Source organism: Novosphingobium sp. JCM 18896, assembly GCF_025938095.1.
Taxonomy (GTDB): domain Bacteria; phylum Pseudomonadota; class Alphaproteobacteria; order Sphingomonadales; family Sphingomonadaceae; genus Novosphingobium.
The window spans coordinates 247,351-272,710 of the sequence record NZ_JAPCZF010000001.1 but is presented as its reverse complement, the minus strand read 5'-3'; the positions used below and the strand labels follow the sequence as shown (position 1 = coordinate 272,710).

Genomic DNA, 25,360 nt, shown 5'->3' with positions numbered 1-25,360 from the left:
CGCCCGGATTCCCCCCGTGGTATCTGCCCCTAAGCGGCCAGATTAAAGTCATTGCGACCGACTTGCAACGACGCTGCATGCCTCGCACAAGGGGGCATGCAACGCCGGACACTTTCGATCGCGGGCCGCGTGGCCGGTTTCCTCACACGCACCCTCGGCGGTGACGCAGGCGCAGGGCTGATCCTGATGGCGGTCGCCGCCGCGGCGATCGTGGTCGCGAACTCGCCGCTCGCCCATGCCTACCACGCCGTGCTGCACGATCCGCTGCCCGGAAGTCCGATCGCCAAGCTGCCGACGCTCCACCACTGGATCAACGACGCGCTGATGGCGGTGTTCTTCTTCACCGTCGGGCTGGAGATCAAGCGCGAGGTCCTGGCCGGCGCGCTCGCCGATCCCGCGCGGCGGCGCCTGCCGGTGCTGGCCGCGGCCACGGGCATGGCCGCGCCAGCGCTGGTGTTCATCGGCTTCGCGACGGGGCAAGCCGATCTCCACCGCGGCTGGGCGATCCCGGCCGCGACCGACATCGCTTTCGCGCTCGGCGTGCTCGGGCTGCTCGGCAGCCGCCTGCCGCCTTCGCTGCGCCTGTTCCTGCTGACCGTGGCGATCGTCGACGACCTCGGCGCCGTGGCGATCATCGCGCTGTTCTACACCGCGCAGATAGCGACCGGCTGGCTGATCGCGAGCCTCGTGCTGCTTGCCGGCATGGTCGTGCTCGGCCGGCTGCGCATCGGGCGGCCGCTGCCCTACGTGCTGCTCGCCATCGCGCTGTGGTACTGCATGCTCCATTCGGGCGTCCACGCCACCGTCGCCGGCGTGCTCGCCGCGCTGACGATCCCGCTGCGGCCCGATCACTCCGGCGACAGCCTGTTGCTGCGGCTCGAGCACGCGTTGGTGCCGTGGAACGGCTACCTGATCGTACCGCTGTTCGGCTTCGCCAACGCCGGGGTGAGCCTGGCCGGGCTCGGCCTCGCCGACCTGCTCGCACCGCTGCCGCTGGCGATCGCCGCGGGCCTGTTCCTCGGCAAGCAGGCCGGGATCTTCGGCGCGATCCTGCTGGCCGAGCGGATCGGCCTGGCGCGCCCGCCCGAAGGCGCGAGCCGGCTGCAGCTATGGGGCCTGGCGCTGCTCTGCGGTATCGGCTTCACGATGAGCCTGTTCATCGGTGCGCTGGCCTTCCCCGCGCATCCCGAACTGGTCGAGCAGGCCAAGCTCGGCGTTCTGGCCGGCTCGCTGCTCTCGGCGCTGGCCGGCTATCTCGTGCTGAGGCTGGCGCCGCCGCCGCGCGGCGACGCCTGAGCCTTCACCACTCGCCGATGTTGGGGGCGCTCGCCCAAGGCTCCTGCGGCGCCAGACGCTCGCCCTGCTGGAGCAGCTCGACCGAAATGCCGTCGGGCGAGCGGACGAAGGCCATATGGCCGTCGCGCGGTGGGCGGTTGATCGTCACGCCGGCATCGGCCAGCCTCTGGCAGGTCGCGTAGATATCGGCGACGCCATAGGCGAGATGGCCGAAATTGCGGCCGCCCTTGTACTCTTCCGCCTTGCCGTTCTCGTCAGGCCAGTTGTGCGTCAGTTCGACCTCGGCGACGCCCTCCTGCCCTTCGGCGGCGAGGAAGATCAGCGTGAACCGCCCCTTCTCGTTGTCGAAGCGGCGAACTTCCTGAACGCCGAACAGGCTGAAAAAGCGGATCGTCGCATCGGGGTCGGCGACCCTGATCATGGTGTGGAGGAACTTGGTCACGGCTTGCGTCTTTCACTTCGTCGCTCGGGGGGCGAGCGCATGGGCAGCGGCAATCTAGTCCCGCAGACCGATTTTTAAACCGCTCGCGTGAAATCAGAACGACAGCTTGAGCGTGCCCACCACGGTGTCGTTCGAATAGCCGTCGATCGAGCGCCCCTGGACGCCGACGTACTGGCCGCCAATCGACAGGAACGGCGTGATCGCATAGCTCGCGCCCAGCGCCCAATCGAGGCCGCCGGCGTAGTCGACCGTCTCGCCGGTGGCGTACTTCGGCGACAGCGCGCCATCGGTGTAGCCCAGCCGCGCCGAGAGCGAGACCGGCGTATTGGGAATGCCCGCGCCGAGATCGAGATGGACGTAGAGGTTGTCGTCGCGGCGCCCGCCGTTGAAATTCAGCGCCTGCTGCTTCCAGGCATATTTCACGCCGAGCTTGCCGCTGAGCGGGCCGAGCGTGGTCGAGACCGAGGCATAGGGTTCGAAGAATTCGGCCTTGCCGAAATTACCCGCAGGAAAGGCATCGTAGAGCAAGCCGACATCGGCGTTCCAGCCGCCGGTCAGCGGACCGGTCCAGCCGGCATAGAGGTCGAGCTGCATGTCGCTGTGCGCGGGGTCGGTCAGCGGGCCGATTGCGCCGAGATCGAGCGATGAGGCCGCCAACCCCGCATAGAAGCCGCTGGCGTGGCTTACCTCGATGCCGCCCTGCACGGCCGGATCGCCGCTCGAACGCGAGAGGCCGCGGAAGCGGTAGTCGCTGAGCAGCGCGGCGTGGCCATGAACCGTAATCTCGCTCGGTGGATCGGTCTCGTCGGCCCAGGCCGGCGCAGCGGCCAGGGCGCTGCCCGCCAGCAGGACAACGGCGATCAGACGGCGGAAGGACGAAAGCATAGGCAAATTCCCGATATAGCGCCTCTACGGGCTGCACAGCCGCGCCCGATCGCACAAGCCGTTTTCGGACGAGCCGCCACAGCGCCACGGCGGCGAGGATTTTCGGCAACAGGTCGCGCAGGCCTCGCTTGTCGCGCGTTCCGGGCGTAACAGAGCGGCATATGCTCAAGTCGATCCGCCAATTGTGGGCGCCCAAGACGGCGCAGATCGCCACGGTTCCGACGGGTGAGCGGATCTATGCGATCGGCGATGTGCACGGCCGGCTCGACCTGTTCGCGGCTCTGCAAACTGCGATCGAGGCCGACGACGCGGCGCGCGGGCCGGCCGATACCACGGTAGTCCTGCTTGGCGACCTGATCGACCGCGGCCCCGACAGCGCCGGGGTCGTATCCGCGGCGCGCGACTGGCAGGGCCGGCGCAAGGTCCGCATGCTATGGGGCAACCACGAGGAGAAGTTCCTCCAGAGCTTCGACGACGCTGCGATCCTGCGCAGCTTCCTGCTTTATGGCGGCGACGCGACGATCCTGTCCTACGGGGTCGATCGCGCCACTTTCGCGGCGGCCGATCTCGCCGGGATCCAGGCGCTGATGCGCGAAGCCGTGCCGGCCGAGGACCTGGCCTTCATCGCCGGCTTCGAGGATTTCGCGGTGATCGGCGACTATCTGTTCGTCCACGCCGGCGTGCGACCGGACACCCCGATCGCGGACCAGCGCGTCGAGGACTTGCGCTGGATCCGCGAAGAGTTCCTCGATCATGCCGGACATCACGGGCACATGGTGGTCCACGGTCACACCATCGTCCCCGAACCCGAACTGCGGCCGAACCGCATCGGCATCGACACCGGCGCCTACAAGTCGGGCCGGCTCACCGCGCTGTGCCTCGAAGGCGATCGTCGCTGGCTGATCGAGACTACCGACCGCGATGGCGCGATCACGGTGGCGACGCGGACGGTCTAGTCCTCTCCGCCCGCTCGACACCGCACCAAACAAACTCCGTCATCCCCGCGAAGGCGGGGATCCATCTCCGGGGCTATCGTCCTGCACCGCGGTTCGATTGGAGAGCTCACGTGATGGATCCCCGCCTTCGCGGGGATGACGGGGCTTAGATAGGAAGGGCGAGGTCCTGCTCCGCCCGAAACGCTCGACCAGGCCCGAAATATGCCGGGGGACCTGTAAGCCGGGTTCTGTGACGCCCGTAGTATCCCAGAAGGACATGCGGACGACGGCAGCCATTCCTCTTGGCGGCGCATTGCTACGCCGCTCTAGCGACCAACCCGGGCGATCAGGGGCCGAAACCGCCCCGCCTGTCCCGTATCCTTTCGGACGTAGACAAGCCCGTCGCCCCTATTCGGTCTTGCTCCGGGTGGGGTTTGCCATGCCGCAACCGTTACCGGCCGCGCGGTGCGCTCTTACCGCACCCTTTCACCCTTACCTGTAAACAGGCGGTCTGCTCTCTGTGGCACTTTCCCTAAGCTTGCGCCCGGCGGGCGTTACCCGCCACCCTCGTTTCGTGGAGCCCGGACTTTCCTCGGCATCCCGAAAGATGACGCGGCTGCCCGGTCCCCCGGCGGGGGCGCCCTAGCACGTCAGTCGTCGCGCTCCAACAGCAGCTCGAACAGGATTCCGCCGAGCTGTCCGTCGATCTCGCCCGCGATCTTGTTCGGGCGCCAGCGCCGCTCGAAAGCGCGCACCGCGGCGTGGCCGTCGGTCACGTCATAGCCGAACCGCTCGAGCGCCAGGTAGAAAGCGCCGGGATTGTCGTAGAGCAGGTTCATCTTGGCCTTGGGGATCGGCAGGGCCAACCGCAGCTTGCCCAGCCGCGGCCAGTCGAACAGCTCGCCCGGATCCATCTTGCGCGCGGGCGCGATGTCCGAATGGCCGACGACGTTGACCGGCGCGATCTGATGCCGCTCGACGATGTCGGCCAGTAGCGGCAGCAAGGCGTCCATCTGCGCCTCGGGAAACTCGCGGTAGCCCCATTCGTGGCCGGGATTGGCCAGCTCGATGCCCACGCTCGCCGAATTCACGTCGGTGATCCCGCGCCAGTAGGACTTGCCCGCGTGCCAGGCGCGCTTCTCCTCGGGCACGAGTTGGGTCACCTGGCCCGCCTCGTCGATGAAATAGTGCGCCGAAACCTTGGCCTCGGCATCGCAGAGCCGGTCGAGCGCTTCCTGTGCGGTGCGCATGCCCGTGTAATGGAGCACGACCATCGAGACGCGCAGCGCGCGCTCGTCCCAATTGGGCGAAGCCCGCTCGTGATGGATCAGCCAGCGGTTGACCACCGGACTATTCCTTACCCGACGGGCAGTACCGCGCCCAGGACCAGCGCCTCGTCGGACAGCGCCCATTGCAGCTGACCGCCGAGGCTGCTCGCCAGTTCGCGCAGCATGGCGGAAGGAGCGGTGCGGCTGGCCAGTTCGCGATCGGGCAGCGAACCGTCGAGCGCGCGGCCGATGTCCTGATCGAAGGCGATGCGGGCGCCGGTGGCGCGGACGACGATCTCGCTGGCCTCCTGGCCGTTCTCGTCGGCACGGAACTCGGCGCCGATGTCGAGCGTGCCGCCACGGACCAGCGAATCGATGGCGATCAGCGCGAGGTTGAGCATGGTCTTGACCGCGGGCTTGGGCAGCGACTCGTTCGCCAGGGCCCAGTTCACCTCGATCCGGCCGTTGTTGCCGACCAGCGCGTCGACCAAGGCGCGCGCCTCGGTGACCGAAACCATCTCGCCGAAACCACCAGCGGCACCGAAGGCCAGGCGGAAGAACTTGAGCTTGTCCGCGGAAATCCGCGCGCTCTGCTCGAGCAGCTCGAAGCAGCGCTGGCGCATCTCGGGGTCTTTTTCGTCGGACAGCAGCTCGAGGCCATTGGTGAGCGCCCCGACCGGGCTCAGCATGTCGTGGCAAAGGCGCGAGCAGAGCAGGCTGGCAAGGTCGAGAGGGCTGATCGTCATTTCGTCCTGATTCCGTTCGCAATTTCGACCGAAGTTGACACAGTTTACGCGGTCCTGGGAAACAATATCCCGGTGCGAACCGCGAAACCTTCCGGTCCCCCTTAACCGTCTACCACTTCATAGGAAAGCGGCTCGAAGCCCCCCGCCCCGTCGCGCCAGAAGGCCACCCTTCCGTCGGCGACGATCGCCCATGCCCGTTCGTCGCCGCTGGCGTGCTGGCAATCGGTTGCCGAGGGCACCGGATGGTCGCTGGGATGCGAATGAAAATAGCCGATCAGTTCGGGCCCGCCCGCGCGCGCGGCGCGGTGGGCAGCGAACAGCGCGGCCGGATCGATCTCGAAATGCCTGAGCCGATCAGCCGCCAGATTGGCCGTTGGCATGGCAGTTTCCACACACCCCTGACGCCCGAGCAGCAGCCCGCAACACTCCTCTGGAGCGGCTTTCGCTGCTTCTGCAATCAATGTTGCAATAACATCACTTGTGACCAGAAGGACCATCCCCATCTTGTACCCGTGGGTAGCGCGGAAAGCATCATCGAAGGCGTAATAGCCGAGGACGGGCTGCGGCTCGACAAGGCGCTGGCAGATGCCAGTGGTCTGTCGCGCGAGCGCGTCAAGGCGCTGCTCGGCGAAGGTCGCATCGCGCTGTCGGGCAAGCCGGTAAACCAGGCTTCGCTCAAGCCCGCGCAAGGCACGCCTTTCGCGATCCGCGTGCCCGAGGCCGTACCGGCCGAGGCGGCGGCGCAGGACATCCCGCTGGTCGTGGCCTACGAGGACGAGCACTTGATCGTGGTCGACAAGCCCGCCGGGCTCGTCGTCCATCCCGCTGCGGGCAATCTCGACGGGACGCTGGTCAACGCCCTGCTCCATCATTGTGCGGGGCAGCTTTCGGGCATCGGCGGCGTCGCGCGACCGGGTATCGTCCACCGTATCGACAAGGACACCTCCGGGCTTCTCGTCGCCGCCAAGAGCGATGCGGCGCACGAAGGCCTCGCCCGGCAGTTCGCCGACCATTCGATCGTCCGTGCCTATCGCGCGGTGGTCGGCGGCCGGCCGATCCCGCCCGCGGGCACGGTCCGCGGCGCGATCGCCCGCTCGACGACGAACCGCAAGAAGATGGCGCTGGTCGAGGACGGTCGCGGCAAGCACGCGGTCACGCACTATCGCACGCTGGAACCGCTCAGCAACGCGAGCCTGGTCGAATGCCGGCTCGAGACCGGGCGAACGCACCAGGTGCGCGTTCATATGGCGTCAATCGGCCATGCGCTATTGGGTGACCCTGTCTATGGACGCTCTTCTCCACGGCTCCGGCCGATTCTCTCCGCACTCGGTTTCCAGCGTCAGGCGCTTCACGCCGCGGAGCTTGGCTTTGTCCATCCGGTCACCGGAAAATCCGTGCATTTCATATCGGAATTGCCGGAAGACATGGTCACACTGATCGGAGAATTGCGGAACTGAAATAAAGCTATCGTGTTATAAATTACTCATACGTGGCGGCAACAGCAGATGCCTAGTAAGGGTCTGACAACGGCCCGCCGACATACAAGGAACAGGGTACTTCGATATGGAACGCAACCTTCCGGTGATCCCGACACTCGGCGGCGAGCAGAGCCTCAACCGCTACCTGTCGGAAATCAAGAAATTCCCGATTCTCGCACCCGAGCAGGAATACATGCTCGCCAAGCGTTTTTCGGAACATGGTGATCCCGACGCCGCGGCGCAACTGGTGACGAGCCACCTGCGCCTCGTGGCGAAGATCGCTATGGGCTACCGCGGCTACGGCCTGCCGGTGTCCGAGCTCATCTCCGAAGGCAACATCGGCTTGATGCAGGGCGTCAAGAAGTTCGAGCCCGAGCGCGGTTTCCGCCTGGCGACCTACGCCATGTGGTGGATCAAGGCTTCGATCCAGGAATTCATCCTGCGGTCGTGGAGCCTCGTGAAGATGGGCACCACCGCGGCGCAGAAGAAGCTGTTCTTCAACCTTCGCCGGATGAAGAAGAACCTCGACGCTTACGAGGATGCCGATCTGCATCCCGACGACGTTCGTACGATCGCGACCAAGCTCGGCGTGTCCGAGCAGGAAGTGGTCAACATGAACCGGCGCATGATGATGGGTGGCGACTCGTCGCTCAACGTCTCGTTCCGCGAGGACGGCGAAGGCCAGTGGCAGGACATGCTGCAGGACAACGGCCCGCTGCAGGACGAGATCGTCGCCGAAGACCAGGAATCGCGGCTGCGCCACGACATGCTGGTCGAAGCGATGGACAGCCTCAACGACCGCGAGAAGCAGATTCTGACCGAACGCCGCCTGATCGATGACCCGAAGACGCTCGAAGAGCTGAGCCAAGTCTATCACGTCAGCCGCGAGCGCGTCCGCCAGATCGAGGTTCGCGCTTTCGAGAAGCTGCAGAAGGCGATGCAGCGCATCGCCGGCGAGAAGCGGCTGATCCCGGCGCTCTGACACTCACACCAAACCAACGAAACCCCCGCCCTCACCGGCGGGGGTTTTTGTTTGCGCGCCCTGCCCGCCCCGCGCATGACCGCGCGATGCGCACGCGCCTGTCGATCTGCCGAAGGAAACAGCGGTTCCCGACCGAGGATGCGGCGCAAACCGCGGCGCGCGCGGCCACGATCGAGCTCCGCCACTATCGCTGCGATCGCTGCGACCAGTTCCACCTGACCAGCCAAACCAAGGGCAAGCGAGTGCCGCGGCCGGTGGGTCAGCCATCTTCAGATCCTCCCCTGCAAGGGGAGGTGGCATCCCGCAGGGATGACGGAGGGGTGTAACCGTCTCGGAGAGGGGGACACCCCTCCACCACCCGCTACGCGCGCGGTCCCCCTCCCCTTGCAGGGGAGGATCCAGGCCCCTTCACGCCGCCTTCCGCCCGCCCACCATGTGCCGCTCATCGGCGCGCAAGGTCAGCACCGAGACGCCCGAGGCTGTCACCGCGACGGTATGTTCGAACTGCGCCGATAAGGAGCCGTCCTCGGTCCGCACGGTCCAACCGTCGTCCTCGGTCCAGACCCCGCGCCGGCCGCGATTGACCATCGGCTCGATCGTGAAGACCATGCCCTCGCGCAGGACCATTCCCGTGCCCGGCTTGCCGAAATGCAGGATCTGCGGGTCCTCGTGCATCTCTCGGCCGATGCCGTGGCCGCAATATTCGCGCACGATGGTATAGCCATGGCGCTTGGCATGGCGTTCGATGGCGAAGCCGATGTCGCCCAGCCGCGCCCCCGGACGGACCGCGCGGATGCCCATCCACAGCGCTTCGTACGTCGTCTGGACCAGCCGCCGGGCAGCCGGATCGACCTGCCCGACCATGTAGGTCTTGCTCGAATCCGCGATGAAGCCATTCTTCTCGAGCGTGATGTCGAGGTTGACGATGTCGCCGTCGCGCAGAATCTCGGTGGCCGAAGGGACGCCGTGGCAGACGACGTCGTTGATCGAGCAGTTGAGCACGAAGCCATAGCCGTACTGGCCCTTGCTCGCGGGCCGGGCCTGGAGATCGTCGACGATGAAGCGCTCGACCAGGCTGTCGATCTCGAGCGTCGAGCGCCCTGCCAGCTTGGTCCGGTCGAGCATCTCGAAAACGGAGGCCAGCAGCCGGCCGGATTCGGCCATCAGCGCCAGCTCTTCGGGCTGCTTGGTCATGCCGCGCTCAGCACCAGCGGTGGTGGCGAAACGCCCGCCGAACTCAGCTCGCGCTCGACGATCTCGTTGAAGCTCAAGGTCGGGTTCAGTTCGCAGAGCATGCCGATCTTGATCCAGTAGGCCGCCTGGGCGTTGATCGAGCGGCACGAGACCTTGCTCGCGCGGCGTAGCTGATCGTGCAGGTCTTCGTCGATGTTCACGATGCCCAAGGGGGCCTCCATATACGATTCGTATATCGATCGTATATGGACCGTATATCCCGATGCCAAGCGGTCAGACGTCGAGCAGCGCCTTGATCATCGCCTTGCGCATCTGGTTGGCCTGAACCAGCATCGCCATGCCCGCCTGCAAGGTGATCTGCGCCTTGGCCAGCGACACGGATTCGGCGGCGTAGTCGACGTCCATGATCCGGCTTTGCGCGTCGCTGAGATTGACGATGTTGGTATTGAGCAGATTGATCGTCGATTCCAAACGGCTCTGCGTGGCGCCAAGGCCGGCGCGGACCGTGTTGGTGTTCTTGACGAAGTCGTCGACCGTGCCGAGCGCCGCGTTCGCCCCGGCCTTGGTCGCCACGCTCAGCGCGGCGAGCGTGGTCAGGTCGAGATTGCCGGTGGTGGCGGACACGGTGTCGCCGGCCTGGGCGCCGATCTGGAGCAGGGTGACGGTGCCGTAGCCCGGGGTTCCCGGCGTGCCCGGCCCGCTGCCCGCGGCGGCGGTGTCGAACAGCGGCACGCCGTTGAACTGGCCCTGCCCCAAGGTGTCGAAGATCTGCGCCTTCAGTTCCTGGACCTCGGCGTCCATCATCTTGCGATCGTTGTCGGTATAGGTGCCCGAGGCCGATTGCAGCGCCAGCTCGCGGATGCGCTGCGCCATGTTGGTGACTTCGTTGATCATGCCCTCGGCGGTCTGCGCGCGGCTGATGCCGTCCTGCGCGTTGCGCACGGCCTGGCGCATGCCGACGATGTCCGACTCCATCCGCGTGGCGATCGCCAGCCCGGCCGGATCGTCCTTGGCCGAATTTATCCGCTTGCCCGTCGAGAGCCGCAGCATCGAGGTCTGCACCGCCGATTCCGAACGCCGGATCGCGTTCTGGATCGCATAGGTGTTGATGCCGATCATGCCGGCACGGCCTGCGGGTGCGAGGTGGGACGACGCTCCATGTCATCGCAAGAACGGCGAGCGCAGCAGAGCTTACATCGCCATTCGCAACCAAATCAAAACGGATATGGCACCAGTATATCCATCTTAACCATAAGCATCGTCCAATTGTTCAGACGCCGCTATTCTCGCGAGAATTCACCCCAGCGCCGGACCGGGTGCGAGCGGAAAGCGGTGGAGCCCGAAACTGGTGAACTTGCGCCGCGCGAAAACCCAACCCTGCGCGGTCTTGACCAGCTCGTCAGCATAGAACCCCAGCACTTCGAGCGCCTCATCGCGGCCCTTGAACTTGCCGCATTCGCGGATCGTCGTACGCGCCGTGGCCCGATCGCCGGCGATCTCGATCACCGAGGCCGAAGCGGTCTGGGTGAAATAGTCCATCTGCGTCAGGAACACCGCCATCGCCGGCTGGATCGCCGCGTGCCCCTGGATCTCGTTGCCCTGGACCTCCCAGATCCCGTCGGCGGCGAAGGTCGCCATGACCTGCGGCCAGTCCTGCCGGTTGCAGCCGTCGGTATAGCGGTTGATCACCTGCTGGATCGCGATTTCGTCGCTCATCTGAACCCTCTCCCTCTCGTTCAGCGGAACTGCCAGGCTAGGCCGATCGCCAGGCTGTGATCGGGCGCACCGTCGGACAGACCGGCGTCGGCCTCGAAATCGATCTGGAACCGCTCGACCGGCTGCCAGGCCAGCGACAGCGCCAGCCGCGCGTCGGTGCTGTGTCCCGAGGGATCCTCGTCGCGCAGCGCACCAAGCTCGCCGGTCAGGCTCAGGTCCTCGGCCAGGTCGTGCGTCACGCCGATCACTCCGCCCCAGGCGAGGTGATGCCCGCCGCGGTTCTCGTTCGCCGCGAGGTCGATCTCGGGCGTGAAGTCCAGCTCGAAACCGCTGGGCAGGTCGAAACCGAAGGGCAGCAGCAGGCCGCCGCTCCATTCGCCGCTGCCGATCGGCTGCTTGGCCAGCGGCACGGTGACATAGGCCTGGAGCGCGATATTCCCGTTGGGTCCCGCCAGCCCCTGACGCACGGCGATCATGCCGTCACCCAGCCCCGACACGCGATCGACCGCACCGGTCGTGCGGTCGCGGCTGCGCTGGATGACGTGCCCGGTCAGGCCGAACTGAAGCTCGGTGGTTTCGGTCACGCCCAGCCGCAGCAAGGTATCGCCCAGCGTTATTTCATCGTCGATGCTCGTCGCGTCACGCGAACGATCCCAGGCGGCCGCGCCGATCTCGACCATCGCCTTGCCCGGCGCCAGGGTGCAGGCCGGCGTTCCCAGCCCCGGCCGGTCGGCGCAGAACTCGCGCGCCTCTTCGGCCAAGGCGGGGGTCGCCAGGCTCAGAGCGAAGATCGCCAGACAGGATCGGAACATGGTCAGGCCTCCGTGAGCGACTGGTACATCACCAGCGCATCGACGAAACCCTTTTCGCGATGCGCGAAGGCGCCAGGCAGGCGGCCAACGATCGCAAAGCCCAGACGTTCCCACAGCGCCACCGCGCGCGTATTGGTACTGACCACGAAGTTGAACTGCATCGCGCGAAAGCCGCGCACCCGCGCCTGGTCGAGCGAGTGGCGGCACATCGCGCTGGCCACGCCGCGCCCGGTCGCCTTGGCACCGGTCATGTAACCGCAATTGCCGACATGCGCGCCGCCGCCCGCCTGGTTGGCGCGCAGGTAGTAGGTGCCGACGATCTCGCCATTCTCGTCCTCGGCGACGAAGGTGGTCCTGTCCGGCGCCAGCCAATAGGCGAGCGCCTCGTCCTCGCCCATGCCGGCGTCGAGCGCATAGGTCGTGCCGTCGCGGATGACGGGCAGGATGATCGACAGGATCGCCGCGGCGTCCGATGGTATGGCTTCGCGAATGTTCATGGCCTGCCCTTCGACCGCCGCCGCCCGCCGGGCAAGCCCGCGATACTGCTATATGCGCGCCAGCCGCACCGCGCTCGCCGCCATCCGCGCCGCGGCCTCTTCCTCGGCCTGGACGACCTCGTCGGCGCCCCAGCGGCGAAGGTCCTCGGCCTGCTCGCGCGAGTGCGCCCGCGCGACGATGTGCAGCGACGGGCACATCTCTCGCGCATGCCGAACCACGACCCCGGCCTCGACACCCTCGGGAATGGCGACGAGCAGGATCGCCGCGCTCTCGAGGCCGCCCTGTTCGAGCACGCCGACCGCCGTCGCGTCGCCGGCAACGACGGTGAGACCGGCCTCGCGCGCTTCGGCCGCCATGTCGCTCTGATCCTCGATCACAGTGAGGACATGGGCGTCACTAGCCAGCCGCCGCGCGATCGATCGGCCGACGCGGCCGTAACCGACGAGCACGGCATGCGCGGGTTCGTTTGCCGAGGCGCCTTCGGCCTCGGCCGCCGGCGCCTCGGACCGCCGCCGGGGCACGATCAGCTTGAACAGGATCGGGTTGATCAGGATCGACAGGATCGCGCCCGCGAGGATCAGGTCCTGCGCATCGGCCGGTAGCGCGCCGAGCGTCACCCCCAGGCCCGCAAGGATGAACGAGAACTCGCCGATCTGCGCGAGGCTGGCCGAGATGGTCAGCGCGGTCGACGAAGGATGGCCGAATGCGCGGACGATCGCATAGGCCGCGAGCGACTTGCCGAGGACGATGATCGCCACGGTTGCCAGCAGCGGCCCCGGCTGCTCGACCACGACGGCGGGATCGAACAGCATGCCCACCGAGACGAAGAACAGCACGGCGAAGGCGTCGCGCAGCGGCAAGGTCTCTTCGGCGGCGCGGCGGCTGAGCTGGGTATCGCCGAGGATCATACCGGCGAAGAAGGCGCCGAGCGCCAGCGACACGTCGAAGGCCAGGGTTGCGCCGAAAGCCACGCCGAGCGCGATCGCGAGCACGGCCAGGCGGAACAGCTCGCGCGAGCCCGAATGCGCGACCCAGTGCAGTGCCAGCGGGATCACCTTGCGCGCGACGATCAGCATGAAGGCCATGAAGCCCGCGAGCTTGAGCGCGACCTCGCCGAGCGAACGCAGGATGTCGGCCGTGCCCGCGCCGTTCTGCCCAAGCTGGAGCGCGACGATCGGCGGCAGCAGCACCAGCGCCAGGACCATCGCCAGGTCCTCGACAATCAGCCAGCCGACGGCGATGCGGCCACGTTCGGTCTGGACCAGATCGCGCGATTGCAGCGCGCGCAGCAGCACGACCGTGCTCGCCACCGACAGCGCCAGGCCGAAGATCGCGCTCGCGAGCAGGCTCCAGCCGAGCCACAGGCCGAGCCCGGTGCCCAGCGCCACCGCGACGCCGATCTGCGCGACGGCACCGGGCACGGCGATCCGGCGCACGGAGAGCAAGTCCTTGAGCGTGAAATGCAGACCCACGCCGAACATCAGCAGGATCACGCCGATCTCGGCGAGTTCGGCCGCCAGCTTGCCGTCGGCGACGAAGCCGGGGGTCGAGGGCCCGACGACGACGCCGGCGAGCAGATAGCCGACGATCGGCGGCATGCGCAGGCGATGCGCGAGCGCGCCGAGCAGGAAGGCGATCACGAGACCGGCAACGATCGTTCCGATGAGCGGCATGTGGTGCGGCATGGGCGCTCCTGCCTCAGGAACCGGCGGTCAGCGAGACGAGGCTGACCGCGGCCAGCACCGCCGCGATCACGCCGAACAGGCGATCGACCGATCGCAGCCGGTCGATCCGGTGATCGCGGCAGAGCTGGCGATATTGCGGCCGGATGCGCGGATTGGTCGCGATCCGCGCGACGTCGCCGGCGCTGGCCTCAAGGCGGAAGTAGTCGAACAGCCGGTGAAGCTGCTCCTGGCCGATGTCGGGATAGAGGGCGATGATGCGCTCGATGGCGCGGCGGCGGAGCTTGCGCTCCGATGTGTTGGTCTTGCTGGTGGTCATGGTCCTGCTCACTCGATGGGAGATGAGGCCGCGCGCAGGCGGCCGGCTTCCATCAGGCGGCAGGCGGGGCCCTCGGCGAGAGCGGACTGAAGCTGGTGCGGCCCGCGAGCGGCGGCCCCGTCTGGCCGAGCCCGGGGACGGCCGGCGCAGTGGCGGAAACGAAAGCCTCGCGCGGCACCGTCACCATGGCCGGCATTTCGGCGAGCACCGGTTCGGGTGCCTCGGCCTGCTGCTTGATCACCTGACCGCGCTGGCCAGAGCGCAACGAAACCTCGACCGTCTCGGCGCTGAAGGCCGATCCCGATATGCGCTGCAGCGGCTGGCCCAGCGGCGTCAGGGCATGGACCGAGATCATCAGCAACAGCAGCGGCGCGACGAAACGCCGGAGAAGCTGAAGCGGAACGGTCGATGCTGCCATTGCCGACAACATAGGCAGCCTGGCCGCGAATGTCATCGCCGCCGGCGGTACCGCAGACGGAAAACAGCCGATTGCATCCCCCGGCCCTTCCCCGCTAACCACATGCCATATGGTCTCGATCTTCAAGCGCTCCACGTCCCGGTCCGAACGCGGTTTCGCCTATCGCCTGGGCTGGTGGATCGGCCGGGCGATCGTCTGGTTCCTGGCCATCAGCGTCGGCCTGACGATCGTCTATCGCTTCGTCCCGCCGCCGGTGACGCTGACCATGCTGCTCGATCCCAACGGCTTCGAGAAGGACTGGGAGCCGCTGAGCCGGATCGACCGCGACATGGTTGCCGCCGTCATCGCCGGCGAGGACGGCAAGTTCTGCACGCACAACGGCTTCGACCGCGCCGCGATCGAGCAGGCGATGGAGCGCAACGCCAAGGGCGGGCGCATCCGCGGCGGCTCGACGATCAGCCAGCAGACCGCGAAGAACGTGTTCCTCTGGCAGGGCACCGGCTGGACGCGCTACCTGCGCAAGGGCTTCGAGACCTGGTTCACCTTCCTGATCGAGACGATCTGGGGCAAGCGGCGGATCATGGAGGTCTATCTCAACGTCGCCGAGACCGGGATCGGTACCTATGGCGTCGAGGCCGGTGCGCAGCGCTATTACCGCCATTCGGCCGCCAAGCTCTCACCGGTCGAGGCCGCACGCATCGCCGCCGCGCTCCCCAGCCCCAAGCGCCGCGCCGTAACCAACGCCACGGGCTTCACCCGCCGCCACGGCAATACGATCGCCCGGCGCAGCGGCGTGGTGCGCAATTCGGCGTTCGACAGCTGCGTCTACGATTGAGCCGGCGCGAAAGTCTTCGACAAGCTCAGCCTGAGCGGGTCCTGGGAATTGCGAAGTACCCAAACGCCCGCTCATCCTGAGCCTGTCGAAGGATGCTGGCGCGGCGCCTAGCCGCCCAGGTCCACCGCCTTCAAGGTGAACGAACCGTCGGTCTCGCCGATGCCGAAACTCTTCACGCGCACCAGCACCTGGCCGTTGCCGCGCGCGGTGAAGTTGAGCTTTTCGGTGCCGGTGGTGCCGCTGTCCTGCGACTTGATCTCGGTGAAGCCGGCATCGGCACCGCTGCCGCCGTCCTCGGGCTCGACGGGGTTGGGCACGCCGATGGCAACAACGCCGTCGTATTCGGCGGTCAGTTCGAGCCGATAGCTCTTCCCGGCTGCGACCGACAGTGCATAGACCGCAACGGCATCACCATCGGCGAGCTTGCCCGAAACCGGCGCGCCTGCGCGCAGGGCGATCGGCGGCGGCGGCGGCTTGGGGGCACTGGTCGGCTCTAGCGAGAGCTCGAACTCGCCCGGTTCGTCGGACAGCGAATCGACCTGGACGTAATAGGTGCCGGTGGTCGGCAGCCTGCGGCGGATCACCGGGTTCAGCCCGTCGCTGTCGTCGTTCTCGGCGACCACGGCATAGTTGCCCTCGCGGTCGGGCGCGGCAAGCCGCAGCAGTGTGTCCTTCTCCGAGGTCGACTTGAGCTCGACCCACTGACCGGCCGTGCCGTCGAACGAGAAGACCATCGGCGTCCCCGACGAGGTGATGCCCTTCTGCGCACGGCCGAGCGAGGCCGAGACCACCGGCTGCGCGATCGTGCCACCATCGCGGCGGCGCACGAGGATCTCGCGCGCATCGCTGCTCGCCGTGACCGAGACCAGATAGGTGCCGGCGGCCGAAGCGTAGAAACGCAGGCGCTGGCCGTCCTCGGTCTCGCTCAGGCTGCCGCCCTTGGCGAAGACCTCGCCCGGCTGCGGCGCGAGCACGTTGCCCTTGGCATCGCAGAGGCGGATCGTCTGGACCACGGGCGTCGCTGTCCCGTCGCCATGATCATGCTCGTCTTCGTCGTCGCTCGCCGTGGACTTGGTCTTGAGCGACGCGATATCGACGATCACGCCCTCGCGCACGCCGAGCTCGAGCGTGAAATTGCGCGCTGGCCCCGGCTCGACCCGGGCGACCGTCCCCACGGTCAGCGGCTTCGCGCCGGTCGTGCCGCAAGGGGCGGCCTGCGCCTGCGCCAGCGGTGCGAGAGCGGCGGCGGCGAGGAACAGCGCGCCGCGCGTGAGGCGGATGGAATTCATGGCAGGAAGCTCTCCCGAAACAGGATGGTGGGTGCGGCCCGTTTTGGCGGAAGATAAAGCACAAGCGCCGTGACGCGCCTATGGGAAAAAGGTCCAAAAAAAGAGGGAGAGGACTTGCGTCCCCTCCCCCGTTTTTTCTTGGTTTGCGCGCAGCTTAGAAGCTGATGCGGGCACCCACGCGGATCGTGTAGAGCGACTGACGCGCATAGATCGTGTCGGTCGGCGCCGTGAACTGACCGTTGGAGGTCTGGTTCGCGGTATAGCGATACTGGGCGCAGGGCGCGCTCGAGGTGCTCGCCACCGCAGCACCCGGCGCCGTACCGGTCGCGACCGGCGTGGTCAGGCACTGCACCTGCACCGGCGAGATCGTGTAGGCGAACGGATATTCGCGGATCTGGCCCCAGTTCTTGTTGAGCAGGTTCGTGAAGTTCTCGATGTCGGCGAACAGCGTGAACCGCGCCTTGCCGATGCCCGTGGGCAGTTCCTGCGCGAAGTGGAGGTCGACCTTCGTCACCCAGTTCGACCGGAAGGCGTTACGCGGCGCGATCGTGCCGCGATACTTGCCCAGGCCGCTGGCGTCGATGAACTGGTCGAACAGCGTCGCGTCGGTGGCGTTGGCGAACGAGACCTTCGGATCGTTGATGCCGGTCGGTACGTAGAGCAGGTAGCGGGTACCCGAGCCGATCGTACCGAACACCGTCGAACGCGTGCCGAGATCGCGGAACGTGTAGCTGTAGGTGTGGCCGCTGCGGCTTTCGCCGAAGATGCCCAGCGTCGTCTTGTAGTCACCGAAGAACGCGTGATTGAAGTTCACGTCGAACTTGAAGGCATTGCGCACTTCGTCGTTCGAGATGCCGTAGGCCGGACCGTTCGGATCGAGCGACACACCCGCCGCGTAGTTCGAGCCCGCGGTCGACGAAGTCGCCGGGTTGGCGTCCTTGATGTCCTGATAGGTGTAGCTCACCCCGGCATCGAGACCGAACTCCCAGTTCTTGCGAGCGCGCAGGATGCCGACGATGCTGCGGCCCTTGCTCGAATTGGTCAGGATGATGTCCGAGTTGGTGTCGGTGAACGCCGTGATCGCGTTGTAGCGCGGGCGACCGTCAGGCGTGGTCAGGCCGTTGGCCACGACGCGCGCATCGGTGAAGTACACCTGCTGACGGACCTTCGAGTAGAGGATGTCGGCACCGAAGCTCCAACCACGGCCGAGGAAGCCGAGCTGTTCGGGCTCCCAGTCCGCCGACATCGTCAGACGCCACTGCGAGGGCAGCTTGAAGTCCTTCGCGAGCGCATTGGTCGGCGAATTGGCGCTGACCGAAGCGTTGGTCAGCAGGCCATTCGCTGCCGTCGGGATCGTCGTGCCGTTGACGTTGGTCAGGATCGCCGCACCGGTGGTGGCGTTCGCGCCGCTGCCCGAATAGGTTCCGTTGTTGGCCTGCTGCACGTCGATCGCGTTGGTCAGGACACCGGTGTTCGAGAAGCTGTTCGAGACGTAGACGTCAGGCGTACCGCCGGCGAATACGCCTGCGCCGCCGCGGATCGTGACTTCGCTCAGCGGCTTCCAGGTGAAGCCGAAGCGCGGCTGGAACACGCTCATGCCGTTGATGAACTCGTTGTTCGCGAAGCCGTAGCGGGTCAGGAACGTCTGGTTCAGCGCGGCGTGGCTGGAGCCACCGTAGAAGTCCAGTCGGGCGCCGGCGTTGACCGTCAGCAGGTCGCTGACACGCCAGTTGTCCTGGATACCAACGGTGTAGCCCTGATAGCGGAACGAAGCCGCGGCGTCGTTGGGGTCCAGCGTCGGGATCGCGTTGCCGTAACGGAAACGCTGGGCAGTGCCGGCCTGGAAGTCCGCGATCGAGTCGAAGTAGTAGTCGCCCGCCGAACGCTGCAGGAAGGCGTTGAAGGTCTTCACGTCCTGGAATTCGAAGAAGGCCTTCAGGTCGTGGTCGCCTGCCTTGAGGCGGCCCTGCAGCAGGCCGCCGTACGACTTGACGCGCAGCGCGTTGGTCTGGCGCGAGACGTCGGGACCGAAGCTGATATTGGCGAAGTTAGCGGCGCAGTTGATGCTCGCGGTCGCCGCGGCACCAGCGGTGGTGCGGTCCGAGGTCGGCGCGGTGCAGACCTGGAACTGGGCGAAACCACGGCCCAGGGTCGGATCCTGGATACGCGTGTAATCCTTGTAGAACCCGCGGACTTCGGTCGAGAAGTTATCCGACCAGTCCGAGTTCAGCTGGACGACGCCGGTGTGCAGCTTGTTGCCCTGGATGTACGAGTTCGAAGCCAGACCCAGGCCGTAGGTCGGCGTGGCGAAATTGTTCTGGCCGAGGATGATCGAGTCCTTGGCATAGGTGTAGGTCACCGCCGCGCGCTGGGTGTCGGAGATGTTCCAGTCCAGCTTGGCGACGAGACGATCGTCCTTGTCGCCGTTGGTGTTGATCACGCCGCCGGTGTCATAGCCGTAGCGCGACTTGGCAATCGCGCTGATCTGATCGACCAGAGCCTGGGTCACCGTGGGGATCGCGGTACCGGCGTTGTTGTCGATCGGACCTTCTGGGATCGGCTGGCTGGCGCGCAGACGCTCGCCGGCGATCATGAAGAACAGCTTGTCCTTGATGATCGGACCCGAAATCTGGGCACCGAAGTTCTTGTAGGTATAGTCGGGCAGCGTGACCTTGCCGGTGGGGACGCCCGGACCAGCCTTGGTGCTCTTGCCGTTAAGCTCGTCGGCCGAATAGGCGAAGAAGCCGGTGCCCTGGAAATCGTTGGTACCCGAACGCAGAACGATGTTGATCGAACCGCCCTGGAAGTTGCCTTCGCGCACATCGTACGGCGCGACCTTGGCCTGGAACTGGCCGATCGCGTCGAACGGCACCGGCGAACGGCGGCTCGGAAGGCCGTCGGTGTTGAGACCGAAGCTGTCGGTGATCGCCACGCCGTCGACCGAGAAGCGGTTGTAGCGCGGGTTCTGACCGGCGAACGAGATCGCGCGGCCACCTGTGGGGGTATCGTCGAGGCGGGCGAAGGGATCGCGGCGCGAAAGGTCGCGGATGTCGCGGTTGATCGAGGCGACGCTCTGGATCTGCTCTGCGGTCAGCACGGTCGTCGGACCCTGCGAGATCGACTTCGCACCCTGGATGCGCGAGGCGGTGACGACGATCATGTCGTTCGAACCGGCGCCTTCAGCCGTCAGTTCGATCGGCAGCTCGAAGGCCTGCGCGACGACGGTGACGACGTCGGTCACCTGCGAGGCCACGTAGCCCGGTGCCTTCACCGAAACGGTGTAGCGATCACCTGCACGCAGACCCGAAACGTCGAAGCCGCCCGAAGCGGTCGAGGTGGCGGCCGAACGCGCGCCCGTGGCAGTGTTGACGATCTCGACCGTCGCACCGCTGACCGGCGAACCTTCGCTCATCACGGTACCGCGAATCGACGACGTCGTTTCCTGCGCCGCAACCGGCGTCGCGAGCGCTACGGCAAGCGTCAGGCTGGCCGCAGTCGCGGCAAGGAAATGTCTGAAATGCATAGCGAAATTGTCCCCTGTCGTGGTGCCGTCCCTCGCCCGGGTTCGGCAACAAATTTGGACCTAGAGCACCCCTCCCGGCGCGTTTCCCGCACGCATTAAGATTGCGTTCACAGGTCTGTAGCCGCCCTAGACACGCGATATGTGACAATTTGCTGACAAGCTAGAAGGTAAGACCGCCTGTTCCGCAGCGCAGCGTCGCAGTCGCGAAGATTCTTTCGCACTGCGGCAAAAGCGCCACAGTCGGCGCAGGCTCGCCGCTCCGATTGCCGGTGCCGGATGCATGTGCGAGAACACCGCCATGAGTGCGGCCCACCACCATCACGACCACGCTGGCCATGGCCATCATCACGGGCATGGGCATCACGGGCACGGGCACCACGGCCACGCGCACGGCACGCCTGGCGGCGCGAGCTTCGCCATCGCGGTCGGGTTAAATCTCGTCTTCGTCGTCGCCGAAGTGGCCGCGGGCCTGGTCAGCGGATCGATGGCGCTGATCGCCGATGCCGGGCACAACCTGTCCGACGTGCTCTCGCTGCTGCTCGCCTGGGGCGCGAGCGTGCTCTCGGCGCGGCCGCCGTCCGAGCGGTTCACCTATGGCCTCAAGAGCTCTTCGATCCTCGCCGCGATCGCCAATGCCGCGCTGCTGTGGGTCGCGCTCGGCGCGATCCTGGTGGAGACCTTGCGGCGCTTCAGCGATCCCGCGCCGATCGAAGGCACGACGATGATCGTCGTCGCCGCGATCGGCATCGCCATCAACGGCGCCTCGGCGCTGCTCTTCGCCGCGGGCAGCAAGACCGATCTGAACCTGCGCGCGGCCTTCCTCCACCTGCTGGCCGACGCCGCCGTCTCGGCCGGGGTGGTCGTCGCCGGGATCGGCATCATGCTGACCGGCGCGGGCTGGATCGATCCGGTGACCTCGCTGGTCATCACCCTGGTGATCGCCTGGGGATCCTGGGGCCTGCTGCGCGAGGCCGTGCGGATGGGCCTGCTCGCCGTGCCCGAAGGCATCGATCAGGCCAAGGTCCGCCAGTTCCTCGAAAGCCAGCCTGGCGTCGCCGCGGTGCACGACCTGCACATCTGGCCGATGAGCACGACCGAGAACGCGATCACCGCGCACCTCGTCATGCCCGGCGGCTTCCCCGGCGACCGCTTTCTCCACGACCTCGCGCACCGGCTCGAGCACGACTTCGGCATCGGCCACCCGACCTTTCAGGTCGAAACGCTGTCCGACACCGGCTGCGCGCTCGAGAGCGAGACGGTGGTCTAGCCCCCGGTCAGCCGGCCACGAATTCGTGCCGCGCGCCGAGGAAGTCCTCGGGCTCGATCGCGAAACCGGGCGAGACGCAGCCCTCGCCCGTCTGGCGCAGCTTGAGCTTGTCGAAATGCGCGCGGGCACGGGCCGCATCCTCGATCTGCCAGACGAGCGCATAGATGCCGTTCTGCGCCTTGCCGAGGAAGGCGCCGAGCGGCCCCGCCGCCGTATCGTCGGGCTGGATGAAGGCGACCCTGGTGTCACCGATCTGGAGCAGCACGCGTCGCGCCGGCTGCGGCAGTTCGGTGCGTTCGTCCGAAAGAACCTCGCCGTCGACCGCTTCGGTGAAGAAGCGCACGGCCTTGTCGATCTCGGCGGTGACGCAGGCGATGTGATCGAGCCGCAGCACGCCGCTGGCATGACCCGTGCCGACCTGCGCGCCCCAGCCGCCGACACGATCGTAGGGATCGTTGGGCATGGCGGTCTCGCAGACCTCGAGCAGCACGCCGCCGGTCGACTCGGGCTTCACGAAGAAGAACACGCCATAGTCGCTGGCGACGGTCGCGCCGGCGTCGCGGAAGGCCTGGCTCGCGGCCTTGCCGTCCTCGACCTTGAGCTCGAACGAGTGGAACGCCTGGCCGATCTTGCTGGCCATGCGCGCATAGGGCTTGGTCATGTCCGCGGGGTTACGCGGCGCCATCGGCTCGACCATGTGGTTGGCGACGTAGAGCAGCGCGCAATCGCGGTCCTCGGCCGGGAAGTAGTTCTCGGCGAAGACCAGCCCGCCCAGCGCGTCCTGATAGAGCAGCCGGCAAGCATAGATATCGGTGGTCGCGTGGATCGTGTGGATGATCCGCGGTACGCGGATACGGCTCTCGGACATGCGTATTCTCCCTGAATTGACCTGTTCCTCCCCGTTGCGCAGCAATGGGGAGGGGGACCATGCGCAGCATGGTGGAGGGGGAAATGGCACTGCGCAAGAACCTGCACGACTATGCGACAGCACGCCGTTTGCGCCGTGCGCTGTCCCTGCCCGAGGGTCTGCTCTGGCGCGAACTCAAGGGTCGATCGCAGGGCGTAAAGCTGCGCAAGCAACATCCAGTCGGGCCTTATGATCGATTTCTACTGCGCGCAGGCCAAGACCGGCTTCGAGATCGACGGCATCGCCCACGACATGGGAGACCGCCCCGAGCGAGATGAACGCCGGACGGAATGGATTGCGAAGCAAGGGATCGAACTCATTCGGATTCCGGCGAAAGACGTGTTGGCCGACCCTGAAGAAGTCGCCTCAGCCATCGTTGCGCTTTGCCTCGATCGATCGCGATAAACCCCTCCACCACCGCTGCGCGGGCGGTCCCCCTCCCCATTCCGCTTCGCGAAACGGGGAGGAACCAATGCAAAGCAAATAGCGCACAAACAAAATGCCGCCCGCCCGAAGGCAGACGGCATCCTGAAATCGGTCGAAGAAAGCGGCAGTTTAGGCCGCTTCTTCCTTGCCCTTGAGCACGCGGATCGGTTCCTTGCTGCCCGCGACGACGTCCTTGTCGACCACGACTTCGGCAATGTCCTGTTCGGTCGGCAGGTCGAACATCGTGTCGAGCAGCAGCCCTTCCACGATCGAGCGCAGGCCGCGCGCGCCGGTCTTGCGTTCGATCGCCTTGTTGGCGATCGCCTCGAGCGCGTCGTCGGTGAAGGTCAGGGTCACGTCCTCGAGCTCGAACAGCTTCTGGTACTGCTTGACCAGCGCGTTCTTCGGCTCGCGCAGGATCTTGACCAGGGCCTCGATGTCGAGGTCCTGCAGGGTCGCGATCACCGGCAGACGGCCGACGAATTCGGGGATCAGGCCGAACTTCAGCAGATCCTCGGGCTCGGCCTTCTGGAGCAGCTCGCCGACGCGGCGCTTGTCCGGATCGGCGACGTGCGCGCCGAAACCGATCGAGCGCTTCTGCAGGCGGTCGGCGATGATCTTCTCGAGGCCGGCGAAGGCGCCGCCGCAGATGAACAGGATGTTGGTCGTGTCCACCTGCAGGAATTCCTGCTGCGGGTGCTTGCGGCCGCCTTGCGGCGGAACCGAAGCCGTGGTGCCTTCCATCAGCTTGAGCAGCGCCTGCTGCACGCCCTCGCCCGAGACGTCGCGCGTGATCGACGGATTCTCCGCCTTGCGGCTGATCTTGTCGATCTCGTCGATGTAGACGATGCCGTGCTGGGCCTTCTCGACGTTGTAGTCCGAGGCCTGCAGCAGCTTGAGGATGATGTTCTCGACGTCCTCACCCACGTAACCGGCTTCGGTCAGGGTCGTGGCGTCGGCCATCGTGAAGGGCACGTCGAAGGTTTTAGCCAGCGTCTGCGCGAGCAGGGTCTTGCCCGAGCCGGTCGGACCGACGAGCAGGATGTTCGACTTCGACAGCTCGACGTCGCCGCCCTTGCCGCTGTGCTTGAGGCGCTTGTAGTGGTTGTGCACGGCAACCGACAGCACGCGCTTGGCGCGGTCCTGGCCGATCACATAGTCGTTGAGCGTCTCGAAGATGTCGCGCGGGCTGGGGACGCCGCCGTCCTTCTTGCCGGCGATGCCCGCCTTCGTTTCCTCACGGATGATGTCGTTGCACAGCTCGACGCATTCATCGCAGATGAACACGGTGGGGCCGGCGATAAGCTTGCGCACTTCGTGCTGCGACTTGCCGCAGAAGCTGCAGTAGAGAGTGCTCTTTGCGTCGGATCCGCTCAGTTTGGTCATGCTTTATCCCAGAGTCCCACCGCAAAATCACGAGGGGACGGACTCACCAAGATTAGCCCTGTGGGCCGAATAATCAATCCTGCCCTATAGCAGGCAAAGCTTGCGCGGGGCTGAAACGGCAGGGTTAAGCCTTTCGTCCAGCCCCGAACGCATTAGTCCTTGGTACCGTTCCCGGCGGGTTCGGCGCCATCGGGGCGAGTCTCGAACACCTTGTCGACGAGGCCGAACGCCCTGGCTTCTTCGGCTTCGAGGAAGGTGTCGCGATCCATCGCCTTCTCGATCTCTTCTAAAGTGCGACCCGTGTACTTCTCATAAAGCGCGTTGAGGCGCTTGCGGATGCGCAGGATCTCGCGCGCCTGGATCTCGATGTCCGAGGCCATGCCGCGCGCGCCGCCCGAGGGCTGGTGCACCATGATGCGCGCATTCGGCAGCGCGATGCGCATGCCCGGCTCACCGGCGGCGAGCAGGAACGAGCCCATCGAGGCCGCCTGGCCGATACACACGGTCGAAACGCGCGGCTTGATGTACTGCATGGTGTCGTGGATCGCCATGCCGGCGGTCACCACGCCACCCGGCGAGTTGATGTACATCGAGATGTCCTTCGACGGGTTCTCCGATTCGAGGAACAGAAGCTGGGCGACGATCAGCGAGGCCATGCCGTCCTCGACCTCGCCCGTCACGAAGACGATGCGTTCGCGCAGGAGGCGGCTGAAGATGTCGAAGCTGCGCTCACCGCGGCTCGTCTGCTCGACCACCATCGGCACGAGCGCGCCGGTCACGGGGTCGGTGCTGAATTTTCCTTGGGCGCTATTGTGGCCGAACAGGTCGATCATGGAAATCCTCGTTTATTGGCTCGCCTATGTCGCGTGCCACGGCCCGATGTTCAAGGGCGTTAACGGATCGATCGGTAGAGCGACGCGACGCGGTTAAGCGCCTTGCCAAAGGGCGGCCGAACTGCGTTCACTTTTGGACATAAGTTCGACACGAAACCGTCCTTCGAACGCCACGAAAGCTCCATCGAAGCGCAACAGGCCGCTCCTACACCCCCGCTCGCTG

At 66.2% G+C, this 25,360-nt stretch carries 25 protein-coding genes, 1 other RNA gene and 1 pseudogene; 7 read left to right on the top strand and 20 right to left on the bottom strand.

The features are described from left to right. Positions 1-96: 96 nt before the first annotated feature. Entirely contained in the window at positions 97-1,296 is a 1,200-nt protein-coding gene (gene nhaA / locus OLX23_RS01285; protein WP_264442381.1) for a Na+/H+ antiporter NhaA, read from the top strand. Between the two features lie 4 nt (positions 1,297-1,300). Here the strand turns inward: nhaA and OLX23_RS01280 are convergent, their stop codons facing one another. Then, positions 1,301-1,738 (bottom strand): VOC family protein, encoded by a 438-nt coding sequence (locus OLX23_RS01280; protein WP_264442379.1) that lies wholly within the window; start codon positions 1,736-1,738, stop codon positions 1,301-1,303. A gap of 93 nt (positions 1,739-1,831) precedes the next feature. Next, positions 1,832-2,623 carry a TorF family putative porin gene (locus OLX23_RS01275; protein ID WP_264442378.1) on the bottom strand — a complete coding sequence of 264 codons (792 nt, stop codon included), beginning with the start codon at positions 2,621-2,623 and terminating at the stop codon, positions 1,832-1,834. A gap of 161 nt (positions 2,624-2,784) precedes the next feature. On the opposite strand from OLX23_RS01275, the gene OLX23_RS01270 reads away from it, so the two are divergent. Further along, positions 2,785-3,579, top strand: a complete 795-nt coding sequence (locus OLX23_RS01270) for a metallophosphoesterase (protein WP_264442376.1) — start codon at positions 2,785-2,787, stop codon at positions 3,577-3,579. Between the two features lie 200 nt (positions 3,580-3,779). Here the strand turns inward: OLX23_RS01270 and rnpB are convergent. From rnpB to OLX23_RS01250, 4 genes are all read right to left on the bottom strand, one after another. Continuing rightward, positions 3,780-4,190: RNase P RNA component class A (gene rnpB, locus OLX23_RS01265), an RNA gene on the bottom strand. Between the two features lie 18 nt (positions 4,191-4,208). Continuing rightward, positions 4,209-4,832, bottom strand: coding sequence for an N-acetylmuramoyl-L-alanine amidase (locus tag OLX23_RS01260; RefSeq protein WP_264443695.1), 624 nt, complete (start codon positions 4,830-4,832; stop codon positions 4,209-4,211). A gap of 83 nt (positions 4,833-4,915) precedes the next feature. Next, entirely contained in the window at positions 4,916-5,572 is a 657-nt protein-coding gene (locus OLX23_RS01255) for a histidine phosphotransferase family protein (RefSeq protein ID WP_264442375.1), read from the bottom strand. Between the two features lie 101 nt (positions 5,573-5,673). Further along, positions 5,674-6,069, bottom strand: coding sequence for a Mov34/MPN/PAD-1 family protein (locus OLX23_RS01250; RefSeq protein ID WP_264442373.1), 396 nt, complete (start codon positions 6,067-6,069; stop codon positions 5,674-5,676). 15 nt (positions 6,070-6,084) lie between these two features. On the opposite strand from OLX23_RS01250, the gene OLX23_RS01245 reads away from it, so the two are divergent. Both OLX23_RS01245 and rpoH read left to right on the top strand, forming a co-directional pair. After that, positions 6,085-7,029: an RluA family pseudouridine synthase gene (locus OLX23_RS01245; RefSeq protein WP_264442372.1), complete on the top strand. Its 945-nt coding sequence runs from the start codon at positions 6,085-6,087 to the stop codon at positions 7,027-7,029. 106 nt (positions 7,030-7,135) lie between these two features. After that, positions 7,136-8,032 carry an RNA polymerase sigma factor RpoH gene (gene rpoH / locus OLX23_RS01240; RefSeq protein ID WP_264442370.1) on the top strand — a complete coding sequence of 299 codons (897 nt, stop codon included), beginning with the start codon at positions 7,136-7,138 and terminating at the stop codon, positions 8,030-8,032. 408 nt (positions 8,033-8,440) lie between these two features. On the opposite strand, the gene map is transcribed toward rpoH, so the two are convergent. The 9 genes from map to OLX23_RS01190 all read right to left on the bottom strand — a co-directional run bounded on the left by map (position 8,441) and on the right by OLX23_RS01190 (position 14,671). Then, a complete protein-coding gene (map, locus tag OLX23_RS01230; protein ID WP_264442367.1) occupies positions 8,441-9,226 on the bottom strand; it encodes a type I methionyl aminopeptidase in 786 nt (261 codons plus the stop codon). Continuing rightward, the gene (locus tag OLX23_RS01225) at positions 9,223-9,435 is read right to left on the bottom strand and encodes a ParD-like family protein (RefSeq protein ID WP_264443694.1); all 213 of its coding nucleotides are present in this window, start codon (positions 9,433-9,435) and stop codon (positions 9,223-9,225) included. Before OLX23_RS01225 ends, map begins: the two co-directional genes overlap by 4 nt. 64 nt (positions 9,436-9,499) lie before the next feature. Continuing rightward, positions 9,500-10,345 carry a flagellin gene (locus OLX23_RS01220; protein WP_264442365.1) on the bottom strand — a complete coding sequence of 282 codons (846 nt, stop codon included), beginning with the start codon at positions 10,343-10,345 and terminating at the stop codon, positions 9,500-9,502. Positions 10,346-10,522: 177 nt separating this feature from the next. Continuing rightward, positions 10,523-10,942, bottom strand: coding sequence for a nuclear transport factor 2 family protein (locus tag OLX23_RS01215; protein WP_264442363.1), 420 nt, complete (start codon positions 10,940-10,942; stop codon positions 10,523-10,525). Between the two features lie 20 nt (positions 10,943-10,962). Further along, a complete protein-coding gene (locus OLX23_RS01210) occupies positions 10,963-11,754 on the bottom strand; it encodes a transporter (RefSeq protein ID WP_264442361.1) in 792 nt (263 codons plus the stop codon). A 2-nt stretch (positions 11,755-11,756) separates the two neighbouring features. Beyond that, positions 11,757-12,251 (bottom strand): GNAT family N-acetyltransferase, encoded by a 495-nt coding sequence (locus OLX23_RS01205; RefSeq protein ID WP_264442359.1) that lies wholly within the window; start codon positions 12,249-12,251, stop codon positions 11,757-11,759. A 48-nt stretch (positions 12,252-12,299) separates the two neighbouring features. Next, entirely contained in the window at positions 12,300-13,937 is a 1,638-nt protein-coding gene (gene ybaL, locus OLX23_RS01200; RefSeq protein WP_264442357.1) for a YbaL family putative K(+) efflux transporter, read from the bottom strand. Positions 13,938-13,950: 13 nt separating this feature from the next. After that, positions 13,951-14,253 (bottom strand): hypothetical protein, encoded by a 303-nt coding sequence (locus OLX23_RS01195; RefSeq protein WP_264442355.1) that lies wholly within the window; start codon positions 14,251-14,253, stop codon positions 13,951-13,953. Positions 14,254-14,305: 52 nt separating this feature from the next. After that, on the bottom strand, positions 14,306-14,671 hold the full coding sequence (locus tag OLX23_RS01190) for a hypothetical protein (protein ID WP_264442354.1): 366 nt from the start codon (positions 14,669-14,671) through the stop codon (positions 14,306-14,308). Positions 14,672-14,780: 109 nt separating this feature from the next. Between OLX23_RS01190 and mtgA the strand changes: the two genes are divergently transcribed. Further along, the gene (gene mtgA / locus OLX23_RS01185; protein WP_264442351.1) at positions 14,781-15,506 is read left to right on the top strand and encodes a monofunctional biosynthetic peptidoglycan transglycosylase; all 726 of its coding nucleotides are present in this window, start codon (positions 14,781-14,783) and stop codon (positions 15,504-15,506) included. A gap of 107 nt (positions 15,507-15,613) precedes the next feature. Here the strand turns inward: mtgA and OLX23_RS01180 are convergent, their stop codons facing one another. Both OLX23_RS01180 and OLX23_RS01175 read right to left on the bottom strand, forming a co-directional pair. Then, complete coding sequence (locus OLX23_RS01180) at positions 15,614-16,795, bottom strand: PPC domain-containing protein (RefSeq protein ID WP_264442349.1); 1,182 nt, start codon at positions 16,793-16,795, stop codon at positions 15,614-15,616. 154 nt (positions 16,796-16,949) lie between these two features. Then, positions 16,950-20,318 (bottom strand): TonB-dependent receptor, encoded by a 3,369-nt coding sequence (locus OLX23_RS01175; protein WP_264442347.1) that lies wholly within the window; start codon positions 20,316-20,318, stop codon positions 16,950-16,952. A gap of 298 nt (positions 20,319-20,616) precedes the next feature. Between OLX23_RS01175 and OLX23_RS01170 the strand changes: the two genes are divergently transcribed. Further along, complete coding sequence (locus tag OLX23_RS01170; protein WP_264442345.1) at positions 20,617-21,585, top strand: cation diffusion facilitator family transporter; 969 nt, start codon at positions 20,617-20,619, stop codon at positions 21,583-21,585. 7 nt (positions 21,586-21,592) lie between these two features. Here the strand turns inward: OLX23_RS01170 and OLX23_RS01165 are convergent, their stop codons facing one another. Next, complete coding sequence (locus tag OLX23_RS01165) at positions 21,593-22,453, bottom strand: VOC family protein (protein WP_264442344.1); 861 nt, start codon at positions 22,451-22,453, stop codon at positions 21,593-21,595. Between the two features lie 44 nt (positions 22,454-22,497). On the opposite strand from OLX23_RS01165, the pseudogene OLX23_RS01160 reads away from it, so the two are divergent. Beyond that, a pseudogene (locus OLX23_RS01160) lies at positions 22,498-22,897 on the top strand (endonuclease domain-containing protein). A 150-nt stretch (positions 22,898-23,047) separates the two neighbouring features. Here OLX23_RS01160 and clpX read toward each other — a convergent pair. Together clpX and clpP are read right to left on the bottom strand one after the other, a co-directional pair. Beyond that, on the bottom strand, positions 23,048-24,304 hold the full coding sequence (gene clpX / locus OLX23_RS01150; protein ID WP_264442341.1) for an ATP-dependent Clp protease ATP-binding subunit ClpX: 1,257 nt from the start codon (positions 24,302-24,304) through the stop codon (positions 23,048-23,050). Positions 24,305-24,456: 152 nt separating this feature from the next. After that, a complete protein-coding gene (clpP, locus tag OLX23_RS01145) occupies positions 24,457-25,137 on the bottom strand; it encodes an ATP-dependent Clp endopeptidase proteolytic subunit ClpP (RefSeq protein ID WP_264442340.1) in 681 nt (226 codons plus the stop codon). Positions 25,138-25,360: the final 223 nt, after the last annotated feature.